The organism is Pseudomonas sp. IT-P171 (assembly GCF_949767765.1).
Taxonomy (GTDB): domain Bacteria; phylum Pseudomonadota; class Gammaproteobacteria; order Pseudomonadales; family Pseudomonadaceae; genus Aquipseudomonas; species Aquipseudomonas fluorescens_B.
Map to the genome: position 1 here is coordinate 140,491 of NZ_CATKQN010000005.1, position 14,377 is coordinate 154,867.

Here is a 14,377-nt window from a genome sequence, read left to right on the forward strand (position 1 = left end):
GAAGATTGAAAGGAATGAACCATGCTGCAACTGATCCTCGGCGGTGCCCGCTCCGGCAAAAGTCGCCTGGCCGAGAAACTCGCGTCCGACAGCCACCTGAGCGTGACCTACATCGCCACCAGCCAACCCCTGGACGGTGAAATGAACGAACGGGTCGCCCATCACCGTGCACGCCGTCCGGCCGAGTGGGCGCTGATCGAAGAGCCCGTTGAACTCGCCCGCGTCCTGCGCGAATCCGCCCGCGCCGATCGTTGCCTGCTGGTGGATTGCCTGACCCTGTGGATGACCAATCTGCTGATGCTCGACGACGCCGAGCGACTGACCGCCGAGCGCGAAGCCTTGCTGGACTGCCTGGCCGAATTGCCGGGTGAAATCATTTTTGTCAGCAACGAGACCGGAATGGGTGTCGTGCCGCTGGGCGAATTGACTCGCCGCTATGTCGATGAAGCCGGTTGGCTGCATCAAGCCTTGGCCGAGCGCTGTCAGCGAGTCGTCCTGACCGTCGCCGGCCTGCCCCTGACCTTGAAAGGAACTGCGTTATGACTCAAACCTGGTGGCTGAATCCGTGCAAGCCGGTTGACGCTCAAGCCGTCGAACAGGCTCAGGCACGGCAACAGCAGCTGACCAAGCCCGCCGGCTCTCTTGGGCGGCTCGAGTCGGTAGCGGTGCAATTGGCCGGGTTGCAGGGGCAGGTCAAACCGAGCCTGGATCAGTTGTGGATTGCGATTTTTGCCGGTGACCATGGCGTGGTCGCCGAAGGCGTGTCGGCGTTTCCCCAGGAAGTCACCGGGCAGATGCTGCACAACTTCGTCAGCGGTGGCGCGGCGATCAGTGTGCTGGCGCGCCAGCTCGGCGCTTCCCTCGAAGTGGTCGACCTCGGGACCGTGACGCCATCGTTGAATCTGCCGGGCGTGCGGCACTTGAACATCGGCGCAGGCACCGCGAATTTTGTTGAAGGTCCCGCCATGACTCAAGCGCAGGGCGCGCTCGCCTTGCAGGCCGGTCGTGACAGTGTGCAGCGTGCCAGCGCCGCCGGTACGCAGTTGTTCATCGGTGGCGAAATGGGCATCGGCAATACCACGGCGGCCAGCGCGTTGGCTTGTGCGTTGCTGGATTGCCCGGTGCTGCACTTGACCGGGCCGGGCACCGGCCTGAGCGCGGCGGGTGTCAGCCTCAAGGCCCAGGTCATCGAACGCGCTTTGGCTTTGCACCGCGCTCAGCGTGACGACGCGCTGCAAACCCTGTTCAGCCTCGGCGGTTTCGAAATTGGAGCGTTGGTCGGCGCGTACCTGGCGTGTGCCCAGGAAGGCATCGCAGTGCTGGTCGACGGGTTCATTTGCAGCGTTGCGGCGTTGGTGGCGGTGCGCCTGAATCCTGACTGCCGCCCGTGGCTGTTGTTCGGTCATCGCGGCGCCGAGCCGGGTCATCGTCATGTGCTGGAAACCTTGAACGCCGAACCGTTGCTCGACCTCGGCCTGCGTCTGGGTGAAGGCAGCGGCGCTGCGTTGGCCGTGCCGCTGCTGCGCCTGGCGTGCGACCTTCACGGACAAATGGCGACGTTCGCCGAAGCGGCCGTGGCGGATCGTCCGGCATGACTTTGCGCCTTGATCTGTTGCGCCACGGCGAAACCGAACTCGGTGGCGGCCTGCGCGGCAGCCTCGACGACGCGTTGACCGACACAGGTTGGGCGCAGATGCGCGCGGCGGTGGTCGAGCAGGGGCCTTGGGATCGTCTGGTCAGTTCGCCGTTGCAACGTTGTGCGCGGTTCGCGCAAGAGCTCGGGGCGCAACTGGGCTTGCCCGTGCAGCTGGATAAGGATCTGCAGGAACTGCATTTCGGTGCGTGGGAAGGGCAGAGCGCGTTGGCGTTGATGCAAACCGATGCCGAAGCGCTGGGCCTGTTCTGGGCTGACCCTTATTCGTTTACGCCACCTCAAGGGGAGCGGGTCGAGGATTTTTCGACGCGGGTATTGGCGGCTGTAGCCCGGTTGCATGCGGCGTATGCGGGCGAACGTGTTTTGCTGATCAGTCATGGCGGCGTCATGCGTTTGTTGCTGGCGCAGGCGCGGGGCTTGCCACGTGAGCAGTTGCTGAACGTTGAAGTCGGCCATGGTGCGTTGTTTTCTCTGAGCATCGAGACTGGCGTCATCCTCAAGGAAGCGATCTGATCATGTTGCCGTTCTGGATCGCCCTGCAATTTTTGAGCAGTCTGCCGATTCGTCTGCCGGGCATGCCGGCGCCCGAGGAGTTGGGGCGCTCCCTGCTGTTTTATCCGTTGGTGGGGCTGCTGTTTGGCGCGATCTTGTGGGCGCTGAATTGGCTGTTGCTCGGCACGCCTTTGATACTGCACGCAGCGCTGTTGCTGACGGTTTGGGTATTGCTCAGCGGAGCGTTGCACCTCGACGGTCTGGCCGATAGCGCCGACGCCTGGCTCGGTGGATTCGGCGACCGTGAACGCACGCTGACGATCATGAAAGACCCGCGCAGCGGTCCGATCGCGGTGGTGACGCTGGTGCTGGTGTTGCTGCTCAAGTTCGCTGCGCTGCTGGCATTGATCGAGCAACAACACAGCGTTTTCCTGATCGTCGTTCCGTTGATTGGCCGTGCCGCGTTGCTGGGGTTGTTCCTGACCACGCCCTATGTGCGGGCCGGTGGTTTGGGGCAGGCACTGGCCGATCATCTGCCGCGATTGGCGGGCAAGTGGGTGCTGGCGGTCAGTGCATTGGCGTGTGTGCTGATTGCAGGTCTCGGCAGTGTTTTGGCGTTGGTAATCGCTTTACTGGTCTTCTTTTGGTTGCGACAGGTGATGCTGCGGCGACTGGCCGGGACCACGGGCGATACGGCCGGTGCATTGCTAGAGTTGCTGGAAATGACGGTGATCGTAGGGCTTGCATTAGTTTTGTAGGATCGCCGCACCGCTTGCTCCTACGGGTAACATGTTTTAAAAATTTGCTTTCATTTAACCGCGGGTATATACACGCACCATGCTCGAATCCCAATGTTTATGCATCAACCTGCGTCGCGCCGCCCGTGGCGTCAGCAGGCATTACGACGGCGCTCTCGACGGCTTCGGAATCAACGTTGCCCAGTATTCTTTGCTGTGCAATCTGCAGCGTCTGAATGAACCGAGTATTTCCGTCCTGGCGGAGGCCATGGGCCTGGACCGCAGTACCCTCGGTCGTAATCTGCGAGTGCTGGAGGGCGAAGGCCTGGTCAGGCTGGTCGAGGGCGAAGACATGCGCAATCGCATCGTCAAGCTGACCGAGGCTGGCGCTGAGCGTTTGACCGCGGCGTTGCCAGCCTGGGAGGCGGCGCAGCAGCGACTGGTTGATCGACTGGGTGCCGAAAAACGCGAAATTTTGCTGAAGTTGCTGGACGAACTGGCGTGACGCCGGTTTTTCCGATCTTAAGCGGGTATATACCCGCTACCGGAGAATAAGAATGACATCGATGTGGCGTACTTGCGGTTGGGTTTTAGTGGGGAGTGCGCTGATCCTTGCGTTGTCTCTGGGCGTGCGACACGGCTTCGGGTTGTTCCTGGCGCCGATGAGTGCCGAATTTGGCTGGGGGCGTGAGACGTTTGCCTTTGCCATCGCCCTGCAAAACCTGATCTGGGGGCTGGCGCAGCCCTTCACCGGTGCGCTGGCCGACCGCTTCGGCGCGGCGAAAGTGGTGCTGATCGGCGGCGTGCTCTACGCGATGGGCCTGCTGTTCATGGGGTTGTCCGATTCGGCGGTCACCCTGTCGTTGAGCGCGGGCCTGTTGATCGGTATCGGGCTGTCGGGCACCTCATTTTCGGTGATCCTGGGCGTGGTTGGCCGCGTGGTACCCCCAGAGAAACGTAGCATGGGCATGGGCATCGCCAGCGCAGCTGGCTCTTTTGGCCAGTTCGCGATGGTGCCTGGCACGCTGGGTTTGATCGGTTGGCTCGGCTGGTCGGCGGCATTGCTGGCGCTGGGCCTGCTGGTCGCGCTGATCGTGCCGCTGGTGAGCATGCTCAAGGACAAGCCGTTGCCAGTTTTCGGTCATGAACAGACCCTCTCCGAAGCCTTGCGTGAAGCCTGTTCCCATTCGGGCTTCTGGCTGCTGTCGTTCGGCTTTTTTGTCTGCGGTTTCCAGGTCGTGTTCATCGGCGTGCACTTGCCGGCGTATCTGGTGGATCAGCATTTGCCCGCCACGGTCGGCACGACGGTGCTGGCGCTGATCGGCTTGTTTAACATCTTCGGTACTTACACGGCGGGCTGGCTCGGCGGGCGGATGTCCAAGCCGCGTTTGCTCACCGGCCTGTATTTACTGCGGGCCGTGGTCATTGTCCTGTTTCTGTGGGCGCCGGTGACGACGACCACGGCGTATCTGTTTGGCATGGCCATGGGCTTCCTGTGGCTGTCGACGGTGCCATTGACCAACGGCACCGTGGCGACCTTGTTTGGCGTGCGAAATCTGTCCATGCTCGGTGGGATTGTTTTCCTGTTCCACCAGCTCGGATCATTCCTGGGTGGCTGGTTGGGCGGGGTGGTGTATGACCGGACCGGGAGCTATGACTTGATCTGGCAGGTAGCGATTCTCTTGAGTCTGTTGGCGGCTGCCCTGAACTGGCCGGTGCGTGAGCGGCCGGTGGCGCGCCTGCAAACCCGGATGAGTGCGACATGAACAGCCTCTGGCCGCGGATCGCCGTGGCAACGGGCGGCGTGTTACTGCTGGCGTTGGCGTGGTGGGGTTGGCATCAGGGCGGGCTGGCGTTGATGCAATTGGGTATGGGCGCTTGCTAGCACGAGGTGAGGGCGAGTAAGTTCGTTTCAGGCGACTTTTCAAGGAGGTATGGACATGCTGATGCGCTGGCTGGCCGTTCCCGCGTTACTGGTGTCGTTTACCGGATTGTCACAAGCCACCGAGTGCCCGGAGCTGTTGCAAGGCTCGTTGCCCAAGCTGCGCGCCAAGGAATCCATCGACCTGTGTCAGCGCTTTGCCGGTAAACCGCTGGTGGTGGTCAATACCGCCAGCTTTTGCGGTTTCGCCCCCCAGTTCAAAAGCCTTGAGGCGCTGAACCAGCATTACAAGGGCCAGGGCCTGGAGGTAATCGGTGTGCCTTCCAACGACTTCAAGCAGGAGTCCAAGGACGGCGAAGAGACCGCCAAGGTGTGCTACGTCAATTACGGTGTGACCTTCACCATGACCGAACCGCAGAAAGTCCGCGGTGACGACGCGACCCACCTGTTCCGGGTGCTCGCTGCGCAGAGTGATGCGCCGAAGTGGAACTTCTACAAATACGTGGTCGATCGCAAGGGCAAAGTGATCGCCAATTTTTCCAGCCTGACCAAGCCTGATGACCCCGAGTTTATCGAGGCGGTGGAGAAAGCACTGGCCTCGCAGCCCTGATCGATACCCACTAAAAAGCCCCGCCTCTGTACAAGAGCGCGGGGCTTTTTTGATTCAAGCGGCGAGCGGTTCAGGCTCGCCGTGAGTCATCAGAAGCGGTAGGTTGCACCCACACCGAAACCGTTTGCCGAGTTTTCATACTTGGCGGTGTAGTTCTGGTTGCGAGCGTTGGTCTCGTTGATCTTGACCGACTCTTCGACCAGGTACGAATACGCGACGTCGATGGTCAGGTCGTCGGTCGGGCTCCAGCCGGCGCCCAGGCTGAAAATCTTGCGATCGCCAGTCGGAATGCGTGGGGAACGGTTCTCGTTGTTGGTCGGCGCCTGATCGACGGAGAAACCGGTACGCAGGACCCATTGCTTGTTCACTTGATACGAAGCACCGATGGCGTGAGCCCAGGTGTCATGCCAGTTCTGTTCTTCGGTGATGGTGCCAAACTGAGGGCGCAGGGCCGCTGGAACGCCTTCGTTCTCGACGGAGATCTCTTTCAGGCGGCTCCAGCGAGTCCAGGTGCTACCGGCGTAGAGCGTCCATTGGTCGTCCAGCTTATGAGTCAACGAGAAGTCGACCGATTCAGGCGTGGTGATGTCCAGCGACGCGTCGTACTTCTGGCTCGGGTTCTGACCCTGCAGCGCGAAGAGTTGGTAGTTGACCTTGGTGTTGCCCTCGAGCTTGTATTTCACTTTCGAGTGATAGGTCAGGCCGACGCGAGTGCTATCGGTGGCTTGAACCAGGATACCGAAGTTGTAGCCAAGCGCAGTGTCGTCACCTTCGATCTTGACCTTGCCGTCTGGACGGGCCTGCGTTGCCGACAGGTTCGATTCCAGAGTGCCGTCAATACGGTTGATGGTCGGACCGAAACCGATCGACACCTTGTCGTTGAAGGCATAGCTGACGGTTGGCTGCAGGGTGACGATTTTGACTTCGCTCTTGCTACCGAAGTAACGACCGGCAAAGTTGTTCTCATAGTCGGTCACCAGGCCGAACGGTGCGTATACACCGAGACCGAATGCCCAATGATCGTCGATAGGCTTGACGTAGTAACCCATAGGGACGCCCATGAAAGGGACCATGTCACCTTTGTTGGAGCCACCATTAGGGCGGGAACTGGCATCACTGATGTCTGTGTGCGCGTCGATAAATGCAACGCCACCGGTTACTTGTTCGCGCTTGAGGCGAGACATACCGGCAGGGTTGCCAAAAACGGTGGAAGCGTCGTCGGCAGAAGAAGATCGCCCGGCAAAACCTGTCCCCATTCCGCTGATGCTTTGCTCATTGAGGGCGAAGCCACTTGCGAAGATTTGGGTGGAGGCCACGGCAACGGCAAGGCTAAGGGTGGTTTTGAGCATTACTTTTTTCATTATTAGAACTCTTGGTGATCACCGGGCCGAAAATTACCAACATTTTCGTCCCAGCGCCATAGGCTGTATGCGTTGATTTAGAGCGGTTTTGTAGGACAATCCGACCAAATCGCGGCGTGTTGCGCGATCTTCGGAAAAGGGGGGGATTAGCAGGCAACCTGATTCAATGGTGAAACACAGGTTTGCCAGGCATAGGTGAAGTCTCTCAGGCGTCCTTGAGGCTGGAAGGTCTGGCGCCAGATGCGGGCCATTCCCAGCAGGTCGTCTGCTTCGGGAAGCGGAGTGTTCTGTTCTTCGACCAGCAGCCAGGCGATGGCGGTGGCATAACGCAGGTTGACGGTCAGTTCGAGGTGCGGGCCGCTCAGGAAAGCATGCTGGCTGGCCAGGCCGCGGACCAGGCTGGCGCGCTCCGGATCAAGTGCCAGGTAATGGTCCCAGAGTGCCTGGTGGCGGGGTTCGGCGATTCGGTACAGGCCGTGTCCACGGCGATCGTGCAGGGCGGAGCCCAAGGCTGACTGACTGGCGGCGATGCCCAGCAGCAGGGATTCGGCGGTTGCGCTATGGCGCCCAAGGTAGATCAATGTCGGACGTATCACATAGCGGCACAGTTCGCTGGCAGCGATACCCATAAAACCCTCGAACATGAAGTGGTCGGCGAGTCCTGAAGGTAGCGTTGGCAGCGGGTGGATCGAATCAGGCTCGCCGGAAGCGGCTCAGGCCGCTTGAGTTGAAGTGTAGTGTCATATTCGCGCTGTAAAGGACTGTTTTTAAAATATTTCCGGCAGCCAGTTATAACCGTTATATCGGTTAGTGCTTACGCGGCGGGCGCGAAAACAGAAATATCGGGCAATAAAAAGCCCCGCTTTTCAGCGAGGCTTCTGAGGTTTTCAGCCTTTGCGGCGTATCAGGCAACCAGTGCCTGACGGGTACGCTCGATCACAGCCTGCAGCGGCTCGGCGCTGGAGTATTGATCGGGGTACAGGCGTTCGCTGTGACGAGCGATGCCGTGTTCGTTGACCAGTGTGAAGCTGAAGCAGCCTTTGCGAGCGGCCATGATCAGGCAGTTCATTGGGGCAAAAGCGTTGGTTAGGGTGCGGATAGCATCCTGGGTGTGGATTTGAGTAGTCATTTAATGGGTGTTCCTACAAGCGACACGGATAAGAACCGTGCAAAGTTAAAACGTTCCAGTGACGACGACCACCATTGGTCGAACGAAGAACCCGACTGGAACAAAGCAGCCAGTTTGAAGCGCTGATTAAATTGGCGCGCTTGGGCTGGCAGGTAGGTACTTAGGAGGGCAGGCAACACATCAAGGGCAAAGGTTCTGGGCCCGGGGTGAAGATCCTGATCAATTTGCAGGCTGGTTCGGTCAGAGTAAATGAGCTTCGCAACACCCTTTGTTTTCGATTCAAAGGCAGTGTTGACGCAAGTTTTACCTGGAAACCATCGAGGTGGTCGATCCCGCTTGTTCGATTGATGCTTCCTGTTGGAAGGCATATCGGGGGGATTTGTTCGACCAGAATTGACTTTCAGCTTGGTACTAACGCCGCGGATAGTAACGGATTGAATTGCAGAAAGGAAGTGTGTTAGCCAAAAACATCTTCTGGTATCACCTCGCAGGTGTTAATTGGCAGCCATGATCGCCTTGTAATGGCTCAAAATCCGACGGTCGGTCTGCGACGTTCATCGGGTCAAAGTAAGCCTGAACCAGGGGTTTGGCAGGGGTTATCCCCAGACCGGCTAACAAAATGCGCCGAAAAAGCGCATCGATATAACTGTCTCGGAGGCACTTGTGCACATAAGTTGCGCGAGTTGTCACCCCACTGTCATCTTGCCCTCCAGCGCAGTGGGTGCCTGCAACCAAAATTTAAGTCAATGAAAAACATCGCTTTTTTTTACTGGTGAAAAAATCGTCAGTTTGACTGCGAGCCCCATTCCACAGGGCTTTGCGAGAGTTCAAGGGCGGTTGTCCACTGAGTTATCCACAGCTTCTGTGGATTGTCCCGAGCGCTTGCTCTAGCACGGGCGTGCCGGGTTTTTTTAGGCTTTACCTGTAAGAAAAAAAGAGTAGAGTGGCGCGCCTTCCGATCTGCCCCACAGTGCTTTATGAAGTTTCGCTCAGTACCCGTTTCTGTAACCTCTACACCTCCCCGTGTTACCCCGCCCAAGCGCTTTTCGATGCGTGTGGCCGAGTGGCTGCTCGACAGCCCGCGCCTGGGTGAAAACAGCAACGTCAAACACTTCGCCGGGCGATTGCTCAAGCAACCGGCCCGAGAAGGCGTAGTGGCCGCGCAAAGCCGTCTCGGCCAGTTGATGTGCCGCGAATGCGGGAATGCCCGGGATCGCCGAATCGGCCAGGACCTTTTGCGTCAGGCCGCGCGGGCAGGGGATCGACGCGCCCAACAGGAACTGGGTCTGATCGAAGACTGAGCTGTCCAAGACCTGACACCTTGGTTAACCTTCAAGCTTTATCGAATGGGCAGGAATGGCGATGGCGATGGACTTGACCAGCATATTGCTCGGGCTGGCGGGGGCTGCACTGCCGTTGTTGGCATTGGCCTGGCAACTTCAGCGCCGGGCGAGCGCCTCGCAGTCGGATGTCGCCCTGCTGGAAGAACGCCTGGCCATGACCCAACTGGCCCAGGATGGACTGAACGCCCAGCTCGAAGCCTGTCGCGACGAGATTGCCGATCTGGGGCAGGCCAACGCCGCCAAACAGGCAGACCTTGCCGCGATGCGCCGTGAAGTCGAACTGTTGCAGATCGAGCGCGATGACGCCCGCGATGCGTCCCACGCCTGGAATATCGAACGCGCCGGCAAAGAGGCTGAGTTGCGACGTCTGGACGCCCAGGCCGCCTCCCTCAACGCCGAGCTGCGCGAGCAACAGGAAAGCCATCAGCAGCGTCTCAACGACCTGCAAGGCTCGCGAGACGAATTGCGTGCCCAGTTCGCCGAACTGGCCGGCAAGATCTTCGACGAGCGCGAGCAGCGTTTCGCCGAAACCAGTCAGCAGCGTCTGGGCCAGTTGCTCGATCCTTTGAAGGAGCGCATTCAGTCGTTTGAAAAGCGGGTCGAGGAAAGTTATCAGGCCGAGGCGCGCGAGCGCTTCTCGCTGGCCAAGGAGCTGGAGCGCCTGCAACAGCTGAACCTGCGCCTGAGCGATGAAGCCACCAACCTGACCCGCGCCTTGAAAGGGCAGAAAACCCAGGGCAACTGGGGCGAGCTGATTCTTGAGCGGGTGCTTGAACACGCCGGCCTCGAGAAGGGCCGCGAGTATCAGACCCAAGTCAATCTCAAAGGTCCGGACGGTGAGCGGTTCCAGCCAGACGTGATCATTTATCTGCCGGGCGACAAGCAGGTGGTTGTCGACTCCAAGGTCAGCCTGACGGCTTATCAGCAATACGTGGCAGCGGAAGACGATGCCATCGGCCAGATCGCCATCAAGCAGCATGTGCTGTCGCTACGCACTCACGTCAAAGGCCTGGCCGGCAAGGATTACAAGCGGCTCGACGGTTTGCACAGCCTGGATTTCGTCTTGCTGTTCGTCCCCATCGAAGCGGCATTTTCCGCGGCGTTGCAGGCGGAGCCGAGCCTGTTCCAGGAGGCTTTCGACCGTAACATCGTGATCGTCAGTCCGACCACGTTGCTGGCCACCCTGCGTGTCATCGACAGCCTGTGGAAGCAGGAGCGCCAGAGTCAGAACGCCCGGGAAATCGCCGAACGGGCAGGTTGGCTGTACGACAAGTTCGTGCTGTTCATTCAGGACCTGGATGAAGTCGGCAATCGCTTGCAGCAACTGGACAAGGCCTACAGTTCTGCACGTAACAAGCTGACTGAAGGCCGTGGCAATCTGGTCAGCCGCAGTGAGCAGCTCAAGTTGCTGGGCGCGCGAGCGAGTAAAAGCCTGCCGGCGGACCTGCTGGAGCGGGCAATGACCGATGTGGACGGGTTGGCAGAGTTGCCCGAGTAAAATCAAAAAGATCGCAGCCTTCGGCAGCTCCTGCAGATGTACACAAAACCCTGCAGGAGCTGCCGAAGGCTGCGATCTTTTGGGCTTACAACGGCAAATGCCGACTCAACAACGCCCGCAACGCTGCCGGTTTCACCGGTTTGGCCAGGTAGTCCAGCCCCGCTGCATGCACCTGGGCCACGGTTTCCGGATGCCCATCGGCGCTGATCACCACGCCTGGCACCGGCTCGCCCAGGCGGGTTCGCAACCAGGCCATCAAGTCGGTCCCGGTCTCGCCATCGTCCAGGTGATAATCCACCAGCACCAGTTGCGGATGCATGCCATTGCCCAGCAGGGCCGCACATTCGTCGCGGTTGCGCGCTGTCCAGACCTGACAACCCCAGCGGGTCAGCAGGCTGTTCATGCCAACCAGGATGCTGTCTTCGTTGTCGATGCACAGCACCTGCGCGCCGCTCAGGAGTTTGCCGTTGAGCTCGGTGACGTTGGCCGGCGCCGCGATTTGCGCCTTGGCTAACGGAACGGTGACGCTGAATACACTGCCGCGCCCCGGCCAGGAACGCACTTGCAAGGTGTGGCCCAGAACGCGACACAACCCGTCTGCAATCGCCAGGCCCAGGCCCAGACCTTTCTCGGCACGGGTCTGGTGGCTGTCCAGGCGTTTGAATTCTTCGAAAATCACTTTCAGTTTGTCTTGTGCAATCCCCGGCCCACGGTCCCAGACCTCCAGGCACAGTTCGCCCTTGTGCCGACGAACCCCCAGCAGCACGGGCCCCTTGGCGTAGCGAAAGGCGTTGGTCAGAAAGTTCTGCAAGATCCGACGTAACAGTTTGATGTCGCTGTTGACCCGCAGCGTGCTGCCGCGAACGCGGAATTTGAGCCCTTGGTCCCGGGCCAGCGCCTTGAATTCTGCGCCGAGCGTGTCGAACAGTTCATTGAGCACAAACGGCTTCGGATCCGGGTTGATCTTGCCGTTTTCCAGGCGGGAAATGTCCAGCAGATCGCTGATCAGGTCTTCGGCCGAGCGCAATGACGAATCCAGGTGATGGACCAGTTTCTGCGCTTCGCTGGACAAACTGTCTTCCTGATGGGACAGCGCTGCAGAAAACAGTCGCGCGGCGTTCAGCGGTTGCATCAGGTCGTGGCTGACCGCCGTGAGGAACCGGGTTTTCGACTGGTTGGCCGACTCGGCGGTGCCCTTGGCTTCGGTCAGCGCCACGTTGAGTTGCGACAGCTCGTGGGTGCGCTCGGTGACCCGCCGCTCCAGGCCTTCGTTGGCTTCGGTCAGCGCCTGCTCGGCTTCGCGGAACGCGGTGATGTCGGTAAAACTCATGACGAAACCGCCGCCCGGCATCGGGTTGCCGATCAGCTCGATCACACGACCATTGGGGAACAGTCGTTCAGAGGTGTGGGCGCGGCCCTGGCGCATCCAGTGCAAACGGCGGGCGACGTGCACTTCGGCTTCGCCCGGACCGCACAGACCGCGTTCGGCGTTGTAGCGAATGATGTCGGCAATCGGCCGGCCAACGCTGATCAAGCCGTCCGGGTAGTTGAACAGCTCCAGGTAACGCCGGTTCCACGCCACCAGTCGCAACGACTGGTCGACCACGCTGATGCCTTGTGTGATGTTCTCGATCGCGCCTTGCAGCAGTGCGCGATTGAACTGCAGCACTTCCGAGGCTTCGTCGGCGATTCGCACGACATCCTCGAGTTGCATTTCCCGACCTTCGATAGCGGCTTTTACTACGGCGCGGGTCGAGGAGGCGCCGAGCACACCGGCCAGCAAGCGCTCGGTGTGGGCGATCCATTCACCGTCGGCGTTCTGGTTCGGGTTGAAGCCTTTGCCCTGTCGGTAAGCGAAACGGATAAAACTCTGACGGGCGCGTTCTTCACCGACAAACCGTGCGGCCAGATGCAGCAGATCGTCGATTTGCACCGCCAGCATCGAGCGGGCGCTGGGGCGGGCACTGATCTCCTGGCCGATGAAACGGCCAGCCTGCCAGTGTTCCGAAACCCGTGTGCGCGACAGCACCGATACCCAGGCGAACAAGGTGAAGTTGGCGGCCAGTGACAGCACCACGCCCTGGGTCAGTGGGGTGAGCGGCAGGTTTAGCGGGTTGCTGTGCAACCAGGCCAGGCCGGGGAAACTGCTCAACGATAAACCGAGGCTGTGGGCGGCAATCGGCAGGACCAGCGTGTAGAACCACAGGAATGTCCCGGCGGCGAGGCCGGCGAATACGCCGCGGCGGTTGGCCTGTTTCCAGTACAGTGCGCCGAGCATGGCCGGTGCCAGTTGGGTCACGGCGGCGAAGGCGATCTGGCCGATGGTCGCCAGGCTCGCGGTGGAGCCCAAAAGGCGATAGCTGACGTAGGCCAGCAGCAGAATCACCACGATGCTGACGCGGCGCACCGAGAGCATCCACTGGCGGAATACTTCGAACGGCCGCTCGGCGTTATTGCGGCGCAGCAACCACGGCAACAGCATGTCGTTGGACACCATGGTCGACAGCGCCACGCTGGCCACAATCACCATGCCGGTTGCCGCCGAGGCACCGCCGATAAAGGCCAGCATCGCCAGCGCGGGGTGGGCTTGCGCCAATGGCAGGCTGATGACAAACGAGTCCGGCAACACCGAGCTGGGCAGCAGCATCTGACCGGCCAGGGCGATCGGGACAACGAACAAGGCCGCCAACGCCAGGTACGCCGGGAAGACCCACTTGGCCAGGCGCAAATCCTGTGGGTCGATGTTTTCCACCACCGTCACGTGGAACTGCCGGGGCAGGCAGATGATCGCCATCATCGCCACGCCGGTTTGCACCACCATCGATGGCCAGTTGATGGTTTCCTTCCAATACGCTTCAAGGCGCGGTGCGAGCATCGCCTGATCGAACAGGTCGTCGAAGCCGTCGTACAGGCCGTAGGTCACGAACGCGCCGACCGCGAGAAACGCGAACAGCTTGACCAGCGATTCGAAGGCAATCGCCAGCACCATGCCCCGGTGGTGTTCGGTGGCGTCGAGGTTGCGGGTACCGAACACGATGGTAAACAGCGCGAGCACCAGCGATACAATCAACGCCGTGTCCTGGGCGCGAGTGCCCATGGCGTCGGCGCCGGCACCGATCAGCAGGTTCACCCCGAGCACGATGCCTTTGAGCTGCAACGCAATGTAGGGCAAAACGCCGACCAGGCAGATCAACGCCACGACAATCGCCAGCGACTGGGATTTGCCGTAACGGGCGGCGATGAAGTCGGCAATGGAGGTGATGTTCTCCTGCTTGCTGATCATCACCATTTTTTGCAGGACCCACGGTGCGCAGACCAGTAGCAGGATCGGCCCGAGGTAGATCGGCAGGAAGGACCAGAGTTGTTCGGCGGCCTGGCCGACGGCGCCGAAGAACGTCCAGCTGGTGCAATAGACCGCCAGCGACAAGCTGTACACCCAGGCGCGCACCCGCGGCGGTAACGGCGCACTGCGACGGTCACCGTAGAAGGCGATGGCGAACATGATGGCCATATAGGCCAGGGCAACGGCGGCGATCAGCCCGCTGGACAGCGACATGGGAACTCCAGACAAAAGATACCGGGACTCCCGCCCGGACAGACAGTCTCGCACGACCGTCTGCGTTAGTCAGTGTCGACCAAGGTCGTGGCGTGGTGGGGTGTCGCAGGCGGTG

At 60.3% G+C, this 14,377-nt stretch carries 14 protein-coding genes; 10 read left to right on the forward strand and 4 right to left on the reverse strand.

The annotated features are described in order from the left end of the window. Nucleotides 1–21: 21 nt before the first annotated feature. The 8 genes from cobU (at nucleotide 22) to ACM6I5_RS04840 (ending at nucleotide 5,375) form a co-directional block, all read left to right on the forward strand. On the forward strand, nucleotides 22–543 hold the full coding sequence (cobU, locus tag ACM6I5_RS04805; RefSeq protein WP_017337272.1) for a bifunctional adenosylcobinamide kinase/adenosylcobinamide-phosphate guanylyltransferase: 522 nt from the start codon (nucleotides 22–24) through the stop codon (nucleotides 541–543). Further along, the gene (cobT, locus tag ACM6I5_RS04810; RefSeq protein WP_414883288.1) at nucleotides 540–1,595 is read left to right on the forward strand and encodes a nicotinate-nucleotide--dimethylbenzimidazole phosphoribosyltransferase; all 1,056 of its coding nucleotides are present in this window, start codon (nucleotides 540–542) and stop codon (nucleotides 1,593–1,595) included. Before cobU ends, cobT begins: the two co-directional genes overlap by 4 nt. Next, the gene (gene cobC / locus ACM6I5_RS04815) at nucleotides 1,592–2,167 is read left to right on the forward strand and encodes an alpha-ribazole phosphatase family protein (RefSeq protein ID WP_017337274.1); all 576 of its coding nucleotides are present in this window, start codon (nucleotides 1,592–1,594) and stop codon (nucleotides 2,165–2,167) included. Before cobT ends, cobC begins: the two co-directional genes overlap by 4 nt. 2 nt (nucleotides 2,168–2,169) lie before the next feature. Continuing rightward, nucleotides 2,170–2,904: an adenosylcobinamide-GDP ribazoletransferase gene (locus ACM6I5_RS04820; RefSeq protein ID WP_414883289.1), complete on the forward strand. Its 735-nt coding sequence runs from the start codon at nucleotides 2,170–2,172 to the stop codon at nucleotides 2,902–2,904. Nucleotides 2,905–2,983: 79 nt separating this feature from the next. Beyond that, on the forward strand, nucleotides 2,984–3,388 hold the full coding sequence (locus ACM6I5_RS04825; protein ID WP_017337276.1) for a MarR family winged helix-turn-helix transcriptional regulator: 405 nt from the start codon (nucleotides 2,984–2,986) through the stop codon (nucleotides 3,386–3,388). A 52-nt stretch (nucleotides 3,389–3,440) separates the two neighbouring features. Next, entirely contained in the window at nucleotides 3,441–4,649 is a 1,209-nt protein-coding gene (locus ACM6I5_RS04830) for an MFS transporter (protein WP_017337277.1), read from the forward strand. Next, complete coding sequence (locus ACM6I5_RS04835) at nucleotides 4,646–4,768, forward strand: hypothetical protein (protein WP_017337278.1); 123 nt, start codon at nucleotides 4,646–4,648, stop codon at nucleotides 4,766–4,768. Before ACM6I5_RS04830 ends, ACM6I5_RS04835 begins: the two co-directional genes overlap by 4 nt. 55 nt (nucleotides 4,769–4,823) lie before the next feature. Beyond that, nucleotides 4,824–5,375, forward strand: a complete 552-nt coding sequence (locus ACM6I5_RS04840) for a glutathione peroxidase (protein ID WP_414883290.1) — start codon at nucleotides 4,824–4,826, stop codon at nucleotides 5,373–5,375. A gap of 89 nt (nucleotides 5,376–5,464) precedes the next feature. Here the strand turns inward: ACM6I5_RS04840 and ACM6I5_RS04845 are convergent, their stop codons facing one another. The 3 genes from ACM6I5_RS04845 to ACM6I5_RS04855 form a co-directional block, all read right to left on the reverse strand. Next, complete coding sequence (locus ACM6I5_RS04845) at nucleotides 5,465–6,736, reverse strand: OmpP1/FadL family transporter (RefSeq protein WP_414878557.1); 1,272 nt, start codon at nucleotides 6,734–6,736, stop codon at nucleotides 5,465–5,467. 146 nt (nucleotides 6,737–6,882) lie between these two features. Then, a complete protein-coding gene (locus tag ACM6I5_RS04850; protein WP_008033583.1) occupies nucleotides 6,883–7,365 on the reverse strand; it encodes a hypothetical protein in 483 nt (160 codons plus the stop codon). A gap of 275 nt (nucleotides 7,366–7,640) precedes the next feature. After that, entirely contained in the window at nucleotides 7,641–7,865 is a 225-nt protein-coding gene (locus ACM6I5_RS04855) for a hypothetical protein (RefSeq protein WP_008031832.1), read from the reverse strand. Between the two features lie 977 nt (nucleotides 7,866–8,842). Between ACM6I5_RS04855 and ACM6I5_RS04860 the strand changes: the two genes are divergently transcribed. Next, the gene (locus ACM6I5_RS04860) at nucleotides 8,843–9,166 is read left to right on the forward strand and encodes a sel1 repeat family protein (protein ID WP_017337282.1); all 324 of its coding nucleotides are present in this window, start codon (nucleotides 8,843–8,845) and stop codon (nucleotides 9,164–9,166) included. 175 nt (nucleotides 9,167–9,341) lie between these two features. Next, nucleotides 9,342–10,706, forward strand: coding sequence for a DNA recombination protein RmuC (rmuC, locus tag ACM6I5_RS04865; RefSeq protein ID WP_193393023.1), 1,365 nt, complete (start codon nucleotides 9,342–9,344; stop codon nucleotides 10,704–10,706). An 85-nt stretch (nucleotides 10,707–10,791) separates the two neighbouring features. Here the strand turns inward: rmuC and ACM6I5_RS04870 are convergent, their stop codons facing one another. Next, nucleotides 10,792–14,262, reverse strand: a complete 3,471-nt coding sequence (locus tag ACM6I5_RS04870) for a NahK/ErcS family hybrid sensor histidine kinase/response regulator (RefSeq protein WP_414883291.1) — start codon at nucleotides 14,260–14,262, stop codon at nucleotides 10,792–10,794. Between the last annotated feature and the right edge of the window lie 115 nt (nucleotides 14,263–14,377).

Coding starts and splice junctions, on each gene's coding strand:
- cobT (WP_414883288.1), top strand. CDS start 540: ATGACTCAAACCTGGTGGCTGAATCCGTGCAAGCCGGTTGACGCTCAA.
- ACM6I5_RS04860 (WP_017337282.1), top strand. CDS start 8,843: ATGAAGTTTCGCTCAGTACCCGTTTCTGTAACCTCTACACCTCCCCGT.
- cobU (WP_017337272.1), top strand. CDS start 22: ATGCTGCAACTGATCCTCGGCGGTGCCCGCTCCGGCAAAAGTCGCCTG.
- ACM6I5_RS04830 (WP_017337277.1), top strand. CDS start 3,441: ATGACATCGATGTGGCGTACTTGCGGTTGGGTTTTAGTGGGGAGTGCG.
- ACM6I5_RS04820 (WP_414883289.1), top strand. CDS start 2,170: ATGTTGCCGTTCTGGATCGCCCTGCAATTTTTGAGCAGTCTGCCGATT.
- ACM6I5_RS04835 (WP_017337278.1), top strand. CDS start 4,646: ATGAACAGCCTCTGGCCGCGGATCGCCGTGGCAACGGGCGGCGTGTTA.
- ACM6I5_RS04840 (WP_414883290.1), top strand. CDS start 4,824: ATGCTGATGCGCTGGCTGGCCGTTCCCGCGTTACTGGTGTCGTTTACC.
- ACM6I5_RS04870 (WP_414883291.1), bottom strand. CDS start 14,262: ATGTCGCTGTCCAGCGGGCTGATCGCCGCCGTTGCCCTGGCCTATATG.
- ACM6I5_RS04825 (WP_017337276.1), top strand. CDS start 2,984: ATGCTCGAATCCCAATGTTTATGCATCAACCTGCGTCGCGCCGCCCGT.
- cobC (WP_017337274.1), top strand. CDS start 1,592: ATGACTTTGCGCCTTGATCTGTTGCGCCACGGCGAAACCGAACTCGGT.
- ACM6I5_RS04845 (WP_414878557.1), bottom strand. CDS start 6,736: ATGAAAAAAGTAATGCTCAAAACCACCCTTAGCCTTGCCGTTGCCGTG.
- ACM6I5_RS04855 (WP_008031832.1), bottom strand. CDS start 7,865: ATGACTACTCAAATCCACACCCAGGATGCTATCCGCACCCTAACCAAC.
- ACM6I5_RS04850 (WP_008033583.1), bottom strand. CDS start 7,365: ATGGGTATCGCTGCCAGCGAACTGTGCCGCTATGTGATACGTCCGACA.